At 36.8% G+C, this 19,621-nt stretch carries 18 protein-coding genes; 5 read left to right on the top strand and 13 right to left on the bottom strand.

Going from position 1 to position 19,621, the window contains the following annotated elements:
* Window position 1: 1 nt before the first annotated feature.
* From LFX25_RS03715 to LFX25_RS03705, 3 genes are all read right to left on the bottom strand, one after another.
* Complete coding sequence (locus LFX25_RS03715) at window positions 2–994, bottom strand: MBL fold metallo-hydrolase (protein ID WP_238728976.1); 993 nt, start codon at window positions 992–994, stop codon at window positions 2–4.
* Between the two features lie 78 nt (window positions 995–1,072).
* A complete protein-coding gene (locus LFX25_RS03710) occupies window positions 1,073–1,504 on the bottom strand; it encodes a helix-turn-helix transcriptional regulator (protein WP_238728975.1) in 432 nt (143 codons plus the stop codon).
* Window positions 1,505–2,193: 689 nt separating this feature from the next.
* Window positions 2,194–3,084, bottom strand: coding sequence for a hypothetical protein (locus LFX25_RS03705; protein ID WP_238728974.1), 891 nt, complete (start codon window positions 3,082–3,084; stop codon window positions 2,194–2,196).
* A gap of 268 nt (window positions 3,085–3,352) precedes the next feature.
* On the opposite strand from LFX25_RS03705, the gene LFX25_RS03700 reads away from it, so the two are divergent.
* Together LFX25_RS03700 and LFX25_RS03695 are read left to right on the top strand one after the other, a co-directional pair.
* Window positions 3,353–4,018, top strand: coding sequence for a tyrosine-type recombinase/integrase (locus LFX25_RS03700; RefSeq protein WP_238728973.1), 666 nt, complete (start codon window positions 3,353–3,355; stop codon window positions 4,016–4,018).
* 751 nt (window positions 4,019–4,769) lie between these two features.
* A complete protein-coding gene (locus LFX25_RS03695; RefSeq protein WP_238728972.1) occupies window positions 4,770–5,258 on the top strand; it encodes a hypothetical protein in 489 nt (162 codons plus the stop codon).
* A 54-nt stretch (window positions 5,259–5,312) separates the two neighbouring features.
* Here the strand turns inward: LFX25_RS03695 and LFX25_RS03690 are convergent, their stop codons facing one another.
* From LFX25_RS03690 to LFX25_RS03665, 6 genes are all read right to left on the bottom strand, one after another.
* Window positions 5,313–6,026, bottom strand: a complete 714-nt coding sequence (locus LFX25_RS03690) for a DUF5131 family protein (RefSeq protein WP_238728971.1) — start codon at window positions 6,024–6,026, stop codon at window positions 5,313–5,315.
* A gap of 130 nt (window positions 6,027–6,156) precedes the next feature.
* Entirely contained in the window at window positions 6,157–8,838 is a 2,682-nt protein-coding gene (locus LFX25_RS03685) for a hypothetical protein (RefSeq protein ID WP_238728970.1), read from the bottom strand.
* Window positions 8,839–9,104: 266 nt separating this feature from the next.
* Window positions 9,105–10,052, bottom strand: a complete 948-nt coding sequence (locus LFX25_RS03680) for a cell envelope integrity protein TolA (protein ID WP_238728969.1) — start codon at window positions 10,050–10,052, stop codon at window positions 9,105–9,107.
* 34 nt (window positions 10,053–10,086) lie between these two features.
* Window positions 10,087–11,127, bottom strand: a complete 1,041-nt coding sequence (locus LFX25_RS03675; RefSeq protein ID WP_238728968.1) for a hypothetical protein — start codon at window positions 11,125–11,127, stop codon at window positions 10,087–10,089.
* Window positions 11,114–11,380, bottom strand: a complete 267-nt coding sequence (locus tag LFX25_RS03670) for an NINE protein (RefSeq protein ID WP_238728967.1) — start codon at window positions 11,378–11,380, stop codon at window positions 11,114–11,116. Before LFX25_RS03670 ends, LFX25_RS03675 begins: the two co-directional genes overlap by 14 nt.
* Window positions 11,381–11,431: 51 nt before the next feature.
* Window positions 11,432–11,740, bottom strand: a complete 309-nt coding sequence (locus LFX25_RS03665; protein WP_238728966.1) for a hypothetical protein — start codon at window positions 11,738–11,740, stop codon at window positions 11,432–11,434.
* A gap of 211 nt (window positions 11,741–11,951) precedes the next feature.
* Between LFX25_RS03665 and LFX25_RS03660 the strand changes: the two genes are divergently transcribed.
* The 3 genes from LFX25_RS03660 (at window position 11,952) to LFX25_RS03650 (ending at window position 15,057) form a co-directional block, all read left to right on the top strand.
* Window positions 11,952–12,200 (top strand): helix-turn-helix domain-containing protein, encoded by a 249-nt coding sequence (locus tag LFX25_RS03660; protein WP_238728965.1) that lies wholly within the window; start codon window positions 11,952–11,954, stop codon window positions 12,198–12,200.
* 160 nt (window positions 12,201–12,360) lie between these two features.
* Entirely contained in the window at window positions 12,361–13,122 is a 762-nt protein-coding gene (locus tag LFX25_RS03655) for a DUF6602 domain-containing protein (RefSeq protein ID WP_238728964.1), read from the top strand.
* Window positions 13,123–13,239: 117 nt separating this feature from the next.
* Entirely contained in the window at window positions 13,240–15,057 is a 1,818-nt protein-coding gene (locus tag LFX25_RS03650; protein ID WP_238728963.1) for an ATP-dependent nuclease, read from the top strand.
* A gap of 359 nt (window positions 15,058–15,416) precedes the next feature.
* Here LFX25_RS03650 and LFX25_RS03645 read toward each other — a convergent pair whose 3' ends face one another.
* The 4 genes from LFX25_RS03645 to LFX25_RS03630 all read right to left on the bottom strand — a co-directional run bounded on the left by LFX25_RS03645 (window position 15,417) and on the right by LFX25_RS03630 (window position 19,453).
* Window positions 15,417–16,040 (bottom strand): hypothetical protein, encoded by a 624-nt coding sequence (locus LFX25_RS03645; protein ID WP_238728962.1) that lies wholly within the window; start codon window positions 16,038–16,040, stop codon window positions 15,417–15,419.
* Entirely contained in the window at window positions 16,037–16,372 is a 336-nt protein-coding gene (locus LFX25_RS03640) for a hypothetical protein (protein ID WP_238728961.1), read from the bottom strand. Before LFX25_RS03640 ends, LFX25_RS03645 begins: the two co-directional genes overlap by 4 nt.
* Window positions 16,350–17,843, bottom strand: coding sequence for a hypothetical protein (locus LFX25_RS03635; RefSeq protein WP_238728960.1), 1,494 nt, complete (start codon window positions 17,841–17,843; stop codon window positions 16,350–16,352). The genes LFX25_RS03640 and LFX25_RS03635 overlap by 23 nt, the downstream gene beginning before the upstream one ends.
* Before the next feature lie 278 nt (window positions 17,844–18,121).
* The gene (locus LFX25_RS03630; RefSeq protein ID WP_238728959.1) at window positions 18,122–19,453 is read right to left on the bottom strand and encodes a transposase; all 1,332 of its coding nucleotides are present in this window, start codon (window positions 19,451–19,453) and stop codon (window positions 18,122–18,124) included.
* Between the last annotated feature and the right edge of the window lie 168 nt (window positions 19,454–19,621).

The following is a 19,621-nucleotide window of genomic DNA, read 5'->3' as shown; positions in this document are numbered from 1 at the left end:
TTTATTTTGCGACTTCGATTATACTTCCGATCATAACTCGCTTATACTTTTCTCCGAATATTTTTTCCATCCTAGAAATCACCGCGTCACTTGAATCGTGACCGCCTAAAGCGAATAACTTTATGTTTTCTTTTTTCAAAAGTTCGATATCCGAGTTAAGATCCTCTTCCGTGATCTGATCCAGAGGACCGTTTCCGGAAGCGAATATACTCTGAAGATTCAATCCCATAAAAATCATCCGGCCGTCGGGAATAGGATAGTGTAAATCTCCGATGATCCCGTAGATGGGAGTATCAAACGACTCTTTCGTTCGTGAAATGATCTTAGACAATGTTTGATGTCCACATCCTGAAAAAATTACCAACCCCTTTCCTTTTACGTTCACGATCAACGCCTGTTCTTCTATATTGCCGATGAACAAGGCTCGCGAGATAGGTCCGAGACTTGCAATCCCCGTTCCGATTTCTTGCGGGCCATGGATTGTGGTAACGACTGCATCAGGATATTTCAAATCCACGGGAGAATAGATTTTTTTGTCCTTTAGCGAAACTTGCGTATTGCCTAAAGAAAAACTTCCTAAACGTTCGAAAGTTCTCCCTCCTACGTGATCGAAATGAGAATGCGAAAGAAAAATCGTATCGATTTTTTCAAGCGTAACCCGTAAAAGTTTCATATTCCATTCCAAAGGTGAAGGAGATTCCTGATCTTTGTTTTGTCCAAGATCGAAAAGAATCGTTTCTTGATCCGTTTGAATCAGATATGAAACACCCATTTCCGACTTGAGAGCCGAGTCGCTTTTATGCCAATTCACGAGCGGTAATACGGTTAACGTTTCCGTAAAACTGATCCGTTTCTGTTTAATGATTTCGCGTTTTTCCCATTTATTCTCGAACGCCAGAACCGATTGTTTGAGTTTATAAAGTTTGACAGCTAAAAAAGCGCCAAAAAGCAATACGGCAGATAACAAGCCGATGAATAAATATTTAATTTTCATTTAACGATTCCCAATCCCCTTCCAAAACTGAAAGAAATTTACCCGAAATCGTTAAAGAACTCTTGTATATAGGGGCTATTAGGAAAAAATTTTTAATTCGAAATGCGGATTTTTTTTCATTTCCAGAGGACTCAGTCCAAAGGACCTTTTTAAAATCCTGCTGAAATGCGGCTGATCGAAAAAACCTCCCGCATGTGCGGCATTTATGATATCTTTATTCGTAATCAGCAATCGAACCGCTTTTTGAGTTTTCAACCAGAGTTTATAACTCGAAAAGGAAATTCCCGTTTCTTCCTTGAAAAGATGTCGAAATCGGCTTGGAGATAACTGTGCGAAATTTGCCACTTCCGATAACGAAAGTTCGTCCATTTCTGTGCGCAAAGAAGGCAGGATTTTTTCGATTCTGGAATCGATCGTTTTCGCGTTATCGGTCCCTACTTTAGATCGCAATAGACCGATAATATTTTCCCTCGCATCGTTTTGCTGTGATTTCAAATTATTCTCAATCAACGTTATATCTTCCGAAGAAAATAATTCGCTTAAATCAATTGCGGGGAATCCGGAATTCAATGCATGGAGAATCGTATTAGAAATTTCGAAAACAAGCGGGTCCACTAACAATATCGTAAACTTTTTATTACCGAATGTCGTCTCGTGACTTATACCCGATGGGATAAGGGCCGCGTTTGATTCAAAATTTTCTCCGCTCTTTCCTTTTAGCAGAAAAGACTTCTCGGATGTAAAACAGAATTGATGATAAAAATGATTGTGCCTCTTGGTAGAAAAGGATATGCCGACATACGCGGCGAAATCGCTCCAAATAAAAAAACTGACTTTTTCTTCCATCGTATCCTTATCCGAATTCAAAAAATCGAATCGAACTATTGATGACTCGAAAACCCAAACTCCGTTTCTTTTGAGTCATATATCCGAATAGAATAAAAGTCTGATTCCTCTCTTCAACTCATTCTATTTGACTACGACCAAATTTTCTTTTTTTAGGAAATTCGAGATCTCCTAATATATCATACTTCTGCCCGGTTTCTCAAAAGAGGAGTGATCTGCTTGTCACAGAATTACGAATTTTGCTCGGACTTTCGTTTATTGAAACTTTCTAAACTAATCTGATTCGACCCAAGGATCAAGCTGGGAATGAATCAACTGCACCTTTCTGGTAATTTCGTGCAGTTGAAAATAACTTAGAATCCACGTCGACCGACTTCGGCATGAGCCACGCGCGGGTTTATTTCTAAAAAAGATTCAACAATAGATCCAATTTGAACAGAAACGTTTCGTGAATCTATTTCCTGTAAATTTACCGCTTTACCGTTCGCGTTAACTGAAAGATAAATTTCTTTTTTATTAGAATCAGAAAGATTAGCAAGATCCTTATAATAATTGCCAACCTTTCCTGATCTTTGAACCGCACCCAATCCATTCTCATACTTCTCAATAACTAAGCCGAAGATTTTACTCGGGAAATTGAAAGTCTCATAAGACTTTTCTTGAGATAAATCTGGAAAATTTGAAACAATAGCAATAGATGCAGAACCATTTACGTCGCCGATTATCCAATCTCCTACTCTTAAATCGACTCCGACTCTCATTATTTCAACGTCACCAGTTATTTTAAGCCTTTGTTTTAATCCAATTATTGTATCGTTATGAATCATATTATACTTTTCACTCAGAGTATGCATTTTTGATCTCCATTCATTTTCAATCTCTTCAAGTGTGAAAGAGCCATGTTTTATTTTCAGCTTAGCTCGATTAATTTTATTGATACCTTCAACTTTTAGCCATTCCAAATAATAATAGATCCAATTCTTTATATAAGGAAACGCAAAAAGCCAAGCTAAAGAAATGACAAGAGGTGGAACGTAATAACTGAAAAAACCCTTCCCCCAGCATGGAATATAGTTTAAATGATTTTTAAAGTATAGCAAATTTTCTACTGGTTCGTAATGGTTAGTTATTAAAAAGTAAAACGCTTCTTTATGAAAAAAGATGAATGAAATGATATACCGTATCGCGATTGGATCGAAGAATCGTTCTAAAAAATTCCCTAAAGAGTCAATAAGCTTATCCATATAAAGTCCCAATAATAATTTATTGAATATTCGTTTTATATTGTATTGTGTAAAGAATAAATATCCCAGGTAATCGCATTCTCACTTTTGCTTCTAAGAATACCACAATTGTAAAATCACTCTGAAAATTAGATCTGCATTTCATCCCGCTCGCTCGACTTTAATTCAGCAATTGAAAGGCATAAGAACTTAGCAAACTTACGATAAGGATTGAAAAAATAATGCTTTACGAACATTTTGAGTACTATACAAATGTATAGTACTCAAAATGAACTCAAATACAGCAAAAATCCTCAATTTCGAATCTTTAAAAAAGAAGGTTCGGAAAGATTCATCTGGATCGCCGCCATCTTCCTCTTCCGGATTCGCCAAAGGCTTATCCAATCAAACTATGAAAGCCCTACTTCAACGATTCGCAGATCCATCGAACGAAGAATCTTTCCGGAACCGCGCTATCTTCCACTTCATGTCGCAAACTGGCTTAAGAGCTAAAGAAGTGGTTAATAGTCGCTTTTCCAACCTCTTAGAAGGTCCGTCAGGCGAAATACTCCTCAAGTATATCAAGAAAGGCGGGAGCCTCGGTTACTCCGTTTTGTCGAGTGAACTCATTGCAGAAATTCGCGGCTATCACTCCCGATTCGAAATCAAATCTGATTTCTTCTTTCAATCCTTGCCTAAGAGACACCAAGTTCATCGATCTCCCCTCTCAAAGCGAGGACTCCAATACGTTGTTTCATCTTGGGGTGTTAAGACGTGTCAAGGAAGGAATATTCATTGTCATGCGCTAAGACACACAGTTGGAATTAAATTACTTGCTGAGGCTGGCTCGATCGCGGCTCAGAAGGTTCTCGGTCATTCTTCTCCAGTCACTACGAGTAAATTCTATACCCAACCCTTCTACGACGGCTCACGACACTTGAAATCTTGGGAGTAATTCTTTTTGAACTCACAAAATATATTTAAACAATGAACGAAAATGATAACATATCAAATACTGAATTCTACTCTCTTGATGAAGCCTTCGATGATGAGATCTTATACGACCTAAATGACTCTATCTATCATGAGATGTCAAAAATCATTTATAAATATCCAGTTATGATTACCGGAGAGGTTCTGGACTTCATCATTTCAATCAATCATACAAAAGATCCGAAGTTTAGTTACCACGAAATCGTCGGCGAGATTTTGACTAAGAGCTTATTCGGAAAATTAGAATTCATGGAGCCTGCAACGCAAACTTTCCTAATCCGATATGATTATAAGGGTGAGACGTTAACTAAGAAGTTAAAAATTAAGAGTCATTTTGGAACTTCAAGGGAGCCGATTATCATCATTTCACTTCCGAAGGAAGAGTTCGGGTATTAATTCAGCTCTCAAAGTATAATTCTTCTACCAAACTCTAAAAATAATTCTTTTTTGCAAAATGGTTGTCACAAGCTCTAACCTATAATGCGTAATGATTTTAAGCCTTTATAAAATCAAATTTAGACTTAAGTAACTACTGCGCGATCCTTTCCAAAACATTTAGTCTAAAAAATAAGCATCCATCGTAATAACATAATATACTGATGGATCCTTTTTTATTTTTTTACTTGACTGGTCAGGTCAATTTCCAACAATGGCAAACTCGAATATAGCACTTTAAACGCGAGAGTGCTAAATATAATTTTGGAGAGAAGCTAATGCAGACGTTCACAAGCACAAAAGACCTTGATGAGTATGTAGAAAAATTGGAAAAAGAAAATTATTCTTTAGATCAAATCAATTCAATGATTTTAGATATAGGATTTGATGATATAAAATTTACGTGGGCTGAAGCCCTTGAGGTAGAAGATGTCATTGAAATTTCAGATATCAATCCTGTGTATTCATACACTTTTATTTACTCATTTGATTTTCCGGTTTATATAACAAGCCACTTATATGAAGTCGTTAAAAATTTATCTTCTTCTAAATCAAGAGAAAATGAAATGAATAAAATATTTCATGAAATCCTTGAGAAAGGAATTAACGATAAAATTAAAGACTTGGACGGAACTCCGTATTTCTTTGAAATTAATTTTTTCAATGATGGAAACATTACTTCAAAGACTCTCAAAATAATTTCCAGATTGGATGAATCTAAGAATCCCTTTATTTTATTTTCAATCGATTTCGAAGAATACCTTTAATCTATCTCTGAAAGCCTATTTCCACTTTTCAAATGGAAGTAGGCCTTTTAAAAATTAAGCCGCTTTCTTCAGCTTAACCCCTTCCGGAAACTCATTATATTCAACTCCATTCAACAACCGTCCAGTCTCCCACTTATTCACCCCGCCCCATTGCTTAAAAAAGAAAGGTATCAACTTCTCTCGACACGCAGATAAAATTTCTTCCACCCATTCCTTCTTCATTGGTCTTGCCTTCCGTCCCGACTCACCACCGACTACAACCCAATCAATGTCTTCCAAATCGATATCTTTTACGCTTCCTAATAACGGCTCGATCGATAGCCATTTATTAAAAGAACTACATTGTCTCAATAAATCAATTCGGTCATAAACTTTATCATTCTCTACTGAAACACCCATCCAAATATTCGGTGCCCATATAAGCTCATTATCCAATTCAACGAGTCGCTCAGGCCTCTTCGTCAAAATCAAATAAGTATGCCAGGGAGTTTCCCGCATAACTCGAAAAACTTTTAGGATAAACTCCGTGGGAACGTCTTCATGGAATAAATCGCTCATAGAGTTCACAAAGTAAACCGTTGGCTCTTTTTCTTTATAAGGATAGTTTAAAGCAGAAGGTTTCGTTATAACATTCGAGAAATCTCCTAAACTCTTTTCCTTAGTCCAAGTCTCCGCGTAACAATGCGCGCATCCTGCACTCACCTTCGTGCATCCAAAAGTCGGATTCCAAGTTGCATCCGCCCATTCTATATTAGTCTTCTTATTCATTCAAGTCCTCCAATTAAGACTGAAGTTACTTTTTTATAGTATCCGTGCTAATTGGTGGATTGTGTGAATTTTTTTTGAGAGGAAGGAGAAAAAACCGGGCGAAGAATTCTACCCGGCTACGGAAAAGGAATCAGCAAGCTTCTTTAAGCGAATCGTCAGTGTTTCCCATTGACCTTATTTGATTTAGAATCAACTCAAAGTTCTTCTCAGGATTTTGCTCGAATTCGTAGAGTGGGAAATTCGAAAACAAAACTACGTTGCAATCATTCTCAAGATACCGTGCTCGTCCTACAACTTGCAATAAATGTTTCTGAGTGTGGTGGAGTTGAAGTTCCAGTATGTTTGGATCTTTCGAAAGAGGCTTTATTGGAAATTCAAAACCGTCGAATTCAATTTTTTCACTACCCACTTCGTGATAATCGGCGATGCTTTCATAATCATAACCAAGAGCGGCACTTTTCAACATTAAATGGATAACGTTCATATTCGGTGTTCCAACAACGAGTAGGTTTTGACCAGAGAGCGAGTTCTTACCCTCAGAAGAATAGAAATTACTATCTAATTTATATTCTTCTTCAAATTTCTTATATGAAATGACCTTCCAGCCTTTCTTTTTTAGAACCTCGACTATCGAATCCGCCTTCTTCTTACATTTCTCATCTGCCATCGCTGTTCTCGAAAAACTCCTACTATTAAATTGAGTTAATTTCGCTTTCGTCTTTATCTCACCAACGGAATGAAAATTAACGCGCTCCCCGAATTTCTTTTTATAAGAGTTTATCTCCGGAGTTGCCGATAAAATAATTATTTTCGCATTAGATGGAAGAGTTCTTTCTCTCACAAAATGAACTTTCTGCCGTTTATCACATACATAGAAATAATCCATGTTAAGAAAATTATAAATATTGAAATTAGGCAAATTTACCTGATTCCTTTTTCTAAATTGAATACTATTTAGAATTTTTCCGTTCAATGATCTAACTTCATCTTCTCCGAGAAAGAATCCTTCTGTCGGGATCACTTTTCCTCTTTCAGAAGAAATAATATTCATTAAATGATCCTTTAATTGAGAGAATCCGTTGCTTTTTTCGATTATACCAATAAATCGCAAAACAGAATCAATAGATACGCTCTCAATTTTATTCAGAGAATCCATAATGTCTTCATCTATGAAAATTACTGAATCATCCAACAACGCATGGATATTTGGGTCTATCAAAAGTCTTTCATGAGTTATTCGAAGAGGATTCGAATTCAAAGCCTCTTTCCTATCTTTAAAGAAATCTTTATACTTTTCCACTTCTGATTCCGTAAAAATCTCCTTCATTAATTCCGGCCGTGCTACTATCGAGGAATGGCTTATTCCGTGATCCGTATAAATTTTCACTTTCTTTTCAAGGATCGGATCAAGAACCGGATACTTAGTACCAGACTCGATTCCGTCTAAGAGTTCATTCCGAGGGCAAACAATGACTTGTCTTCGTCCAGTCTCTTGAATAGAATTAAGTAAGGTCGATTTTCCGGTCCCAGTCGGGGCTTTTATTATATGAATAGCATTAGAGAATCCAGACTGAACCGTCGTCTCGAATATTTCTTTGAGCTTCGTCCGGGCTTCTTCAAGCGTAATCAATTTTCTTTCTAATTTTAATTTCTTAATTTGAAGCCTTTCTTCATTCTCAAGAGTAATCAGATTTCCTTGATTGGTGCATTCGCCACTTTTATGAAATCTACAAAAAGAAGAACAGTTCGAGGGTTTATATTCTCTTTTTACTATATCTGAAAACATGTTCGAGCTTTTCGTAACATCTTTTTTCATAGATTCAGCTCTCTCTTTACTGATCATTGTAAATTCCGTCTTACCTCCTTCGACATGAGCTAAGTTCGTCGCAATATGAAATAATTCATCATGACTTGAATTATGAGCTATCGGTAGCAATCGACAGTTTTTATAAACAAATTCAAAGTTAAAGTTTCGAATTTTATGATACCTTTTCTTCGCCGCGTCAGAAGGTAATGGTGTTTCCTTTACTTCCTTAAGGAAATTAAGACCTTTTTTACCAACCTCTATATTAATACTATAGGAGTTGGTAGAAAGGACACTATTTCTTACGACGCCACTATAGAAGCGGTAATAAGACGGCCAGAACTTTGTTTGCTTATAAAGTTCTTTATAGAAATCAAGTTCACTCTTGAATTCTTTCCGGAGTTTAATTTCCTTTTTAATCGTTTCTCGAAAATTCCTTTGAATTTCTTTTGATTTTAGAAGTTGGCATACATCAAGCCTATTATTCGTATCGAACTTAATAATCTCCGAGTTCTCATACGTTAAATAGCCTCGCGCCAAGTCTTTACAGCTTTGGTCACACGGATATAATTCATGCAGAAGTTTTAGAATTAATCCATACACTGTTCTCGTTGCAATAAATGGTAAAACCAAAAGGACTCGATAGCGATCGCAAGCAGGAGAAATGCCTTTAGGTTTACGATGACTCTTGGTCGTATAGATCGCAATCGCATTGTTTTGGAAAGCACTGATTGCTCTTTCTAAACTCCAGCCATTATCGAAATCCAAACAGATTAAGTTTCCGCTTTCGAACGCTTCGCTTTTTTTTCGATCTTCTTTTAATTTTCCAGGAACAAAGGAATGACCTTCTTTTAAAAAGCTTAGGAAATCGCTAATGGATAATTCCTCGACGTAGGTAAGGTTTTCGGTAAAATACTTTTCCTTTGGTTCAGAAACCGGTTTGGAGGAAAAAGTTGCTTGGAGGTAGGGGGTAAATGCTTGCTCAGAAGAGCTTTCGTTATACGGCATTTTCTATTGTATCCTCGGGTTTTGCCCGGCTGTGGGAAAAAAACTTGAGGAGGGGGATTTTTTTTAATTTTTAGAAAGAATAGAAAATCCTTTCTTTGAGCGAATAATTTTCAGTAGGAATACCTGTTCCGAACCGGAATTCAGTATAGGAACAAATTTGGGAGCGCGAATCGGTAGGACAAGATCCGGACTTATTAGAATAGCGTATTAAAAACTAATCCAATGAGTCCGGATCTTAAAAAGAATAGTTTAGCGAAGAAAATTAATCACATCTTATTTGCGATCTGGATAGAAAGCTGAACCGACGTTGCCTGTTCATTCCAAACAGAATTCGCAAACTTCATCCACTTTCTTTTTCCAGGCTCCAACTTGTCGTAAACAACTTCAGAGCCAAAATCGACTTTTGTTCCACTCGGAGCAAAATACTCGATGTGGAACCGAAAATCTTTTAGAGGGATCGGACAAGGATTATAGACCAATGCTTTGAAGTAGGTTTGATTGATTTCATCCTTAATCCAGTTGAAGTTTTCAATCTTAACCATTTTCTCGGGATTCTTTTCACAACCCTCTGCAAGTTCCGCCGCATTAGCTTCTTTCAGTCCTTCTTTCGCATCCTCTTCAGCTTTCTTCTTTGAAGCCAACTGATTTGCTTTTTCTTCTGCCTTACGTCGTGCTAATTCCTCCTTAGTCACTCGTTCAACTTTAAACTCTTCCGAGAACCTGTCGAATCCACTTGGACGTTTCAGGACGACCTTGATTGCATTCTCCCCGAGGTTAAGAGGATAATTGATACTCCACTTCTTGTCCAAGCGTTCAACAGACTTTCCATTGACCAAGACCTCTCCTTCAGTATATATCTCTCCGGAAATCTTTAAAGAATCTTCAGTCGTTACAGGTGATTCATCATACCAAATGCTGTAAAAGTTTGAGTCGTTCATCTGTGGAAACATACTGAAAAGAAGAATGAAAATAAGAACTAAGTAAATTGAAATCGGACCTCTCTTCAAGGCGGCTGAAACAATCAGGAGAACTATAGCCACCGTTGAAATCAGGAATCCAAAAGCGAATGTGAACGAAGAACTACTCTCTGCAAAGGAGGTTCTGGAAGTGATATTTGCGATCAATAGGAGTAAGATTCCAATGAAAGCTGTAAAGACAGTGTTTCTGTAAAGCTTAGTTCCTGTATTAAATTGAGTGATGTATTTAATGAGCATAGATGATTCCTTTGATTGAACTAATTAAGAGAACTCAGTAAGACCTTACTTCACTTGGATCGAATTTGGAATAATCCACTTGTTGACCGGAGCCGTTAGACTTACCAGAAAAAACATCCCAGCATTCTCGACACTGACGATTGCATTCCGGAAGGATTCGGTATGTTTCGCGAGGAAATTGAATACGTGCGTATTTATTACAGGTTAAAGAACACGTTGCATCTCTGTTCAGGTCCAAGTCTGGTGAATAAGGATTGAGAGCCGCTACAATTGCCGAACACTGAGTGACTTTTCGTTCTCTTTCAGCTTTGTTCGCAATCTGAGCTTTTCGATTCTCTTCAGCGGATATTTTAGCAAGAAGTCTATCAGCATTCTTTCTTATTGCTAAAAATCGAGGACTTTCTATGACTCCGAACGGGCCGCCATCGGAAGAGTATCTTATAGAGCCTTTATCACGAAGATCATCATTTACCGATAAGCTATAAGAAATATCATAAGCCGAATTGAATTCATTACTGAGTGGAATTGATGCAACACAATTTGCAACTGAAGCCTTGTGCGTTTTACCTTCACCAATTTGATATTCGAACACTGCTTCACCACTCTTAAGCTTACATTGGTTGATCGATTTTAACTCACTAATTTCTTCTTCGGTAACGGATTCGCCGGTTTTAAATATTGCTGGAATCCATTCAAATACTAAAGCAAAGGGAATCCATATCCCAACCGTTGCAATCGTACCCATTGCTAAAGATTCATAATAGCTCCCGCATTTACCCTGAGAATCTACTGCGCAAAGTCTTCCGTCCTTGTCGCGTTTTAGTGAAACTGTTTTCTTTACTTTTGCCTTATACTTGACTTCACCCTTCTGATAAATCGTGAATTCCAATGCATTTGCACTGACATCAGGAGCCGATACTTCGAAATCCTGAATCTCTTTGATTTCACCGATTTGATTCTTTTCAATGACCTCTCTCTTCTCTTGATAAGCAAGGCAGCTCATTAAAGCGGATACCAGAGTGAGAAAAATAATTCTTCCGCCGATCCTTAGAAAATTTAAGTTAATTGTTTTCATTTTTGTTTCCTCGTAATGATGCCAGGGCATTGAATAAAGTTGCGGTTCGGATCTGATTTAGTGCGTTATTTGCATTCACGGCATCGACTTGGTCAGCAAGGGTGAAAAAGTCCAGGAAGGCTCCTACGAAGAAGAACCCTCCTGTAAAGAGCCAGAGAAGTCCAGTAATGAATTTTCCGAGATAAAAGCGGTGTAAGCCGAACATCCCGAAGCCTAAAAACCAGAAAAAGTAAGCTATTAGTTTTGATTTCATAGAAGCGCAGAAAATAAGGGTTAATTTCTCACAGCCTTGCTCTAATTAGAGTTAGTCGACCCTCTGTCCTTTTAAATCGGGATTGATGACAATCTCACGATCACATGCGGAGAATTTAGCTAAATTGGTTGGTGGGTTCGTATCACCGAATACGATAAACTGATCGCAAGCACTCAAGGTTACGCGTTCGCCTGGATTCAATTGAGTTCGAGTGACCAATTGCTCGCGACCGTTGTAAATAGAGATGTAAATGATTCGACCTGATAAATTTCCGATTTTGGGGTAAGAAAAGGTGGGCGAATTAAAGACCAAAAAGCCAATAAATATAAAAAAGCTTAAAGATTTACCAATCAATTTCATTATTTTTCTCCAAAGGCAAAATAGATTATACACATTACAATGTGCCTTTTCTTTGTCAAACAATTCCCACATCATAATGTGGGCATAAATTAACTCAAATTGAACAGGTTAGAAATGAATTATATTTTTAACTGGAAATATCTCTGTTTTTATGAATTCTCCGTATCCACATTTTAGACTGTAGGTGTAAAATCTCGAAGCCCACATAATAATGTGGGTGAACAAAAAAGACTTTTTAAATGAAGCCCAAGAGTTTAGGAAAAAGTTAGGAAATAAAATTCAACATTTTCGTAAAGAAAGAGAAATTACCCAGGAAGACATGGATGATGGAAGCGATGTTTCTATCCATTTTCGGACAATTCAGGAAATCGAATCCGGTAGAGCAAACACGACAATTAATACAATCTTGAAAATTTGCAAAAGACTAAAAATCAAACCTACAGATCTCCTTGATCTTTAAATTGGCATCAAAGATACTAAGAACAACCTCTACTTAGTTATTCTTATTTTTCATAATTAATCTCAATTTTTTGGTTTGAATATTTATTACTTCGAATATACGAAATCCGTAGATCGTAGTTTGACGAAATGCACGCTCTAAGTGAGCGAAGGAAAAACAATTGAGTCATCCATTTTATTCTGAATTATTTGAGGAGGATATGCGCCGTCTTATCGCTGATGCGCAAATCGCAAGTAACATCCCCCATCAAGGTGAAAAAGGTAGTGCACGCGAATCGGGTATCGGTCGGTTTCTCTCATTATATTTGCCCGACGGCTGGGATATTTGCTCCGGATTCATAGCTGATTCTTTCGGGAATACTTCTCAACAGACGGATTTGATTATTTATAATAAACGGATCTTACCTGCTCGTTTTTACGATGGCGCTAAGGCATACGTTCCTATTGAAGCAGTTCTTTATGCTGGGGAAGTAAAATCTGTTTCCTCGCGTACTGAACTTAACAATGCCGTTCAGAAGATGCGTCGTGTGCGCGGCCTGAAAGATCGTCAACATATTTCCAGAGTTATTCCATTCTATTTTGCTTATTCAACGGACCTTAAAGGAAAATCCGAATTAGATCGGTTGTATGAGCTGGCTCCTCAATCTGATCGTGATCCGCCAATTTACACCATGTGTATCATCAATCATGGGTATTGGGCATATCATTGGGAGAAATTACCTGGAGGAGAGAAAATAAAGACAGGTTGGATTCACTTTCCAAGTTTTTCAGGTAATGATTATCTTGCAGGTTTTGTACTGGGTTTGTTGAATACAATTGCAAGAGAAAATAGTACGTTTCGTTCTGCTCCATCTTTGGGAAACTATGTGATTGCAAAAGAAAATCCTGGCTCTCTTGAGCGTGAGATAACGCACGAAAAATAGCAAATGCGGAGTACCCAACACATAAATTCGTATTGCTACTATGCACTTTATTTAGATCTGTCTGTTCGCGAGGCAAATGTAAGCCTAAGTCATTTTGCAAAATATCTGAGGTAAATTATGAAATACGTTGGTTTTGAAATAAAGAACTTTAAGGGAATTAAATCAGTGAAAATTGATTTAACAAGACATCCACAGATAAATATTTTTACTTTAGTTGGATTAAACGAAAGTGGTAAAACGACCATACTTGAAGCAATACATTTCTTTTCTCGAACTGAACAAGATAACACTCACGAATTTATACCTAAATCGAAAAAGCATAATTTTAATGAATCGATAGAAATTACCGCTTCTTTAGTTTTTTCAGAAGAAGACAAAGTCGCATTTTCAGATTATATAGAAAAACAATATAAGTGCACTCTTAATGAAGAAGTAAAACAGTTTAGTGCGACTAAAAAACATAAATTTATAAATTCTATTCCAAGTAGTAGTACTGTTGATTGGAATTTGAAATTTGATGTTACAACGAAAACAGGGAAAATTAAAACAATCGACTTATCGAATGTTGAAGAAGAAGGTATAAAAAATTATCTTACTTCGCAAATGCCAGTTATAATATATTATCCGAACTTTCTTTTCGATATTCCGCAAAAAATATACTTGGATGATGCCCTCGACATAGGAAAAGAAAATTTACAGCAAGTTAATAAACCGCAAACAAAGGAAGAGAAGAGTCAGCCATTTTATCTTCAGGTTATACAAGACGTTTTAGATTATATGGGTGGCGATCTTCATATTGGTACGCACATAGTTGAACGGTTCAAAAAAAGAGAAACATCAATAGAAGCAAAAGAAGCCTTAGAGTCACAGATTTTAAAAATGTCTTCAAAAATGAATCAGGTAATTTTTTCGGCCTGGAAGCAAATTTTTCCTAATTCTAAATCAAAAGACATTGAACTACAAATTGGTGAGGATGCCGGGCGTAGCTACTTTGAAATAAAAATCAGAGAAGGTTCAAATAAATTTCAGATAAGAGAACGAAGTTTAGGCTTTCGATGGTTTTTTACATTCCTTTTATTTACTGAATTCAGAAAGGTCCGTAACGAAGACCCAGGTGAAACTATTTTCTTATTAGATGAACCCGCTTATAATCTTCATTCGACTGCCCAAAAAATACTTCTGAAGGTATTTGGAGATTTGGCAAATAATTGCAAATTGATTTATACTACTCATAGTCATTATCTAATTGATCCTACTTGGCTATCCGGAGCTTATATAATTAAAAACGAAGCTTTAGATTATGAAAATGAAATAGATTTTGACGAAAGTAGCACCGACGTAGCGGTTATTTCGTATAGGCAATTTGTTGCAAACAATCCGAATCAATCTACATATTTTCAACCTATTCTTGATGCATTAGATTATCAGCCAAGTAAATTGGATATCGTGCCCAGTTTAACTGTATTCGAAGGGAAATATGATTATTATTGCATGCGATATATTAATGAGATAATTTTCAATAAAAAATATTCTCTAAATCCTTATCCCGGAAATGGAGATGATATTCTCAAGATAATAAAATTATATTTGGCTTGGGGAACGAAATTTATAGTTATTCTCGATGGAGATCGAGCTGGTGGAAAAGCTAAGAAAAGATATGAATCTGAGATCGGATTACTCAGTTCGGAAGTAGTTTTCAATCTAATAGATATCAATAGCAAATGGGATGGATTTGCGACTGAAAATTTATTCACAGACGCGGAAAAGCTTAAAATAATTAATCATCTTTATCCTGAAGAAAAGGAATATTCCAAAAGGAATTTCTTCACTTCGATAGAGGATCTACTAATTTCAAAAAAAGAAATTAAATTGTCCAAAACCACAATTACTAATTTCGAAAAGATATTCTCTTTTGTAGAAAAGAAATTGAATTAGAACAATGTAATGAGGTTACAAATTTCGCTCAATTGCCGTTCAATTTCACAGCTTGAACTACCTAAGACCTCTTTTGAAATTTAATTTTGCGAAATTTTATGGAAGCAATCAAATTCTATGAAAAAGAATATCAGTACGGCTTTGATTTACACAATTAATCATTTTTCACCTTTCGTACAACAATCCAAATATTTTAAGAGTCGCGTCAAGTAAAGAAACACGCGTCGTAAAGTCTTGGTGTCCCTTCTACACCCTTAAAGCAATTAAGGCCTTTTTTTACCAAGTCCTATAATATACTTATAGGTGTTGGTAGAAAACACTGGATTTTATGACGCCAAATCTGTTCTCAGGTGATCCTTTTAAAGAATCCTTTCTATCCTCCTATTCAACTTCCTTACCAAAACATCGCAAGCCTCATCCAAGGATTTCTGATATCGTTCCGGAAATTTAAGTCTGGCTATTATCATTACTTTGTTCCAATCCAACTCACTTTGGTTCCTTGGCTTCCTTCGATAACGTTTTCTAAGTCTGTCTATTTGCTTCGTAATTTTATACTTTTCAATTTTAAGTTTCGTCCTTTGAATTTGCCTTCCATTCAACCTCTGCGCTTGCATCTGAGCCGCGTGAAGCCATAATCCATCTTTGATCTTAACAAAAATACCTTGATTCATCTTTTTCAAAATACGAGATTCAGCTTCTTGCCAAGCCGTATATAAATCGTAGCTGAATTTAAGTTTTATTTTCTGTAATCGAAGGTATCCCTTCCAAGGATCAACAGCTCGCGGACTTTTCTCTTTTAAGGATAATTGGAACAATTTGATTTTGTTACGACAATGACATTGATACCAAGTTCGCTCTTTCTCATTTTTTCGATTTCTATACCAAGACCACTTGATCCTCTGATAATGTCTGATTCGAAGACCATCGACAATATTCCGAATCCAATGCTTAGGAAATTGAATTTCAATATCCGGATGTTTCAATTCTTTACCTTCTTCGTTTTATTTTCAGAGATAGAATATCCTTTTTCAGAACCCCTAAAACGAATGATTTCCGCCGCTACTTCAATGATTTCTTCCTCGGAAATGTGTCGTGCAAGATAAGAAACAGTTTTATCTACGAGGTAGTGGTTTTCCTTTTCTGCAATTCCAACTTTCTTATAGGGTTCTCTAAGTTCGATTTCAGCAGTCAGTGGTGTTAGAATTCGACCGGTCAATGCACATTTACGATCGTATTTATCGAGAAGTTCATAAAAATCATTCGTTGTAAATTTAAACATAGCTTTTGGCTTCTTACTTTTTTCTGTCTTTGCCATTCAAATCTCCTAATAGTTCCATTCTTCTTTTCTTATTGATTCCGTATTTATTCCTTCCACCGAAGATAGGATTCTCAAAAACAATCTCCATGTTTTCTTCGACATTCTCGTTATTCTCATATTGGTTTCGATCGAACGTATACAGAACATCCGGCAGTTCCGGTATGAGTTTCTTAAGTATGAACTGTTTTCTTTCGTATTTGTTTTTTCCAACGAGTTTGATATCGGCGATTCCAAGTTTAGCCCACCTTTGAATAATTCGAAACACTGGCATGTGCGTTGTTAATTCTTTAAAGTCGTGTTGCAATAGATTATAGTCGGTTTCAAAACTCAGCTGATTCCAAATCGAATAAGCGATTGAGTTGTAGAACTTTTCTTTTTGTTTTCGAAGAATTGGACCCGATTCCATGAAATCTAAATAGTCAATATGAGCCTGTTTGAGCGAGAAGAGATGATTTTCATCGAACAAGAATCGGTATTTCTTATTGATACTCTTACGACTTCTACTGTGATCCGAATGAATTCTTGTGAATGTTGTAGGTGAGGAATAAAGAAGACTTTGACGGTTTTTAAGTAGATTTATCGGTTCCTTGGCAGTTTTACGGGTCTTGTTAGAAATCCTATATCCCTTCCCTACATTCCGCAATAAACCTAACTTCTTCTTTCCAACGAGTCTTTCTAAACCATAGACTCGAATTCCTTTCAATGCGGAATATTCATTCAAATAAAGAATACTATTCTCTGGTCGGATGTAACTGTAAGAAGCGAGGAAAGAATACTTAATACTTCTTTGAGTTCCTTCAGCTACTTGAGTATGAATTCCATTCTCTGACCAACGATTCCGCGCCCAGACATTCCTCTTTGTATCCTTAGCTCTCTTAGAATGATTGATACTTCGAAAGTTCTTGTTGTATCTTTCCATCCAAGGAATTCCCTCATCAGCAAATAAAGGAACATCTTCCGGTAAGAAATCAAAGAGAGGTTGAAGTGTTTTTTGTTTTTGATCAGGAACAGAGGAAAGAATTACCGGACCGCCCTTAATCGCAAGAGTATGAACTAAAGTTCCGATCTGATACTTACCCTTCTCTTCAGCAACGGAATCAGTTAAATAGATACTCGCTGTTTGACCTTTGTGCTTAAACCTTTTTCGATATCCATTTGCTCTCTGAGAAGCTGAGAATAGAGCTAAAGTATCGGTATGAACAACAGGCTTACCTGCAACAGAATCCTTCAAATCGCCTGATTCAGCGAGTTTCTTACCCTTCCAAGCCTTCTTCAGATCCTTAACCATCTCATCTTTAATCAATGGAATCAAATCACTACAGAAGATCTGAAGTCTTCTTTTTAACAATGTTCCGGTGTTCTTAGAGACGGATAACTTTCTACAGATCGCTGAAGCTGAAAGACCTAATGGAAAGAGTTCAATCGATTCAATGAGTAAATAGGAGAACACCCACAGCGGTAGTTTCAAATGCTCTAATGGAGTTCCAGAAGTTCGTGAATCCAAGTGATTGCATTGAGGACAACGGATTACATTCTCTCGCGTGGAAACTTCTTTGCTAAGTGGAATCTTACAGTCAGGACATTTCTTCGGATAGAGAGTAGAAAGAAGATTCTTAGTAATCTGAGTATAATAGTCAGTGTTTAAGTGAGGAAACTTTTGGTTAAAACGATCTTTGGCTGAAAGTGATTTAGATGATTTGAGTGCTGAAGCTGAAGGACTGTGGATATATTTTAGTTTTCCGCTTCTTACATGAGCTGTGGAAATCTCGGCTCCGAGGACGTTTCGCAGAAACGGGTTGGAGCTGGGATTTGGCTTTGTGCGAAATGTAAGAAAGGAATAACTACAAACTTACTCCCTACATTCCGCAATATTCCTAACTTCTTCTTACCAACGAGCCTTTCTAAACCATAGACTCGAATCCCTTTCAAAGCCGAATATTCATTCAGATAAAGAATACTATTCTCTGGTCGTATATAACTGTAAGACGCTAAAAAAGAATACTTAATCGATCGCTGAGTTCCTTCAGCCACTTGAGTATGAATTCCATTCTCAGACCAGCGATTCTTTCCCCAGACATTTCTCTTTGTATCCTTAGCTCTTTTAGAATGATTGATACTTCTAAAGTTCTTGTTGTATCGTTCCATCCAAGGAATACCTTCATCCGCGAACAAAGGAACATCTTCAGGTAAGAAATCAAACAAAGGTTGAAGTGTTTTCTGCTTTTGATCAGGGACAGAGGATAGTATTACTGGACCACCTTTAATCGCAATCGTATGACAAAGAGTTCCGATCTGATATTTACCTCTCTCTTCAGCTACTGAATCTGTTAAATAGATAGAAGCTGTCTGACCTTTATGCTTAAATCTCTTCCGATATCCATTGGCTCTTTGAGAAGCTGAGAATAAGGCAAGCGTATCTGTATGAACAACTGGCTTGCCTTCAATAAAAGGCTTTAAATCCCCTGTTTCTGGCAGTTTTTTACCCTTCCAAGCTTTCTTTAGATCCTTGACCATTTCTTCCTTAATCAAAGGAATCAAATCGCTACAGAAGATCTGAAGCCTTCTTTTCAACAACGTTCCGGTATTCTTTGAAACTGATAACCTTCTACAGATTGCTGAAGCTGATAGACCTAATGGAAAGAGTTCAATTGACTCAATCAGTAAATAGCTAAATACCCATAATGGAAGTTTCAAATGTTCTAAAGGAGTTCCAGAAGTCCTTGATTCTAAATAATTACACTTAGGACAACGAATCACATTCTCTCTGGTAGAAACTTCTTTGCTAAGTGGAATTTTACACTGTGGGCAACTTTTAGGATAGAGAGTGGATAATAGATTCTTAGTGATTTGAGTATAATAGTCAGTATTTAAGTGAGGGAACTTTTGAGAAAAGCGATCTTTGGCCGACAGTGATTTAGATGGTTTAAAAGCGGAATGCGAAGGAGACTGGATATATTGTAGTGATTCTTTTCTTACAAAAGCTGTGGAAATCTCGGCTCCGAGGACGTTTCGCAGAAACGGGTTGGAGGTGGGATTTGGTGTTGTGCGAAATGTAAGAAAAGAATATGCACCTGACATAGCCAAAATACTATACATATGTAGGATAAAACGTCAATCAGAATATTCGAAGGTAATTTCTATTTTGTAAGATCGAAATGAATTCTTTGGATTGGAGTTATTTTTGATTTCTTGATCTGTTCACGTCGCGTCGTAAGGTCTTGGTGTCCTCTTCTATCCCCTTAAAAC

This window comes from Leptospira sanjuanensis (genome assembly GCF_022267325.1).
Taxonomy (GTDB): Bacteria; Spirochaetota; Leptospiria; order Leptospirales; family Leptospiraceae; genus Leptospira; species Leptospira sanjuanensis.
The sequence above is the reverse complement of the archived record's forward strand: the minus strand, read 5'-3'. Positions and strand labels throughout refer to the sequence as shown.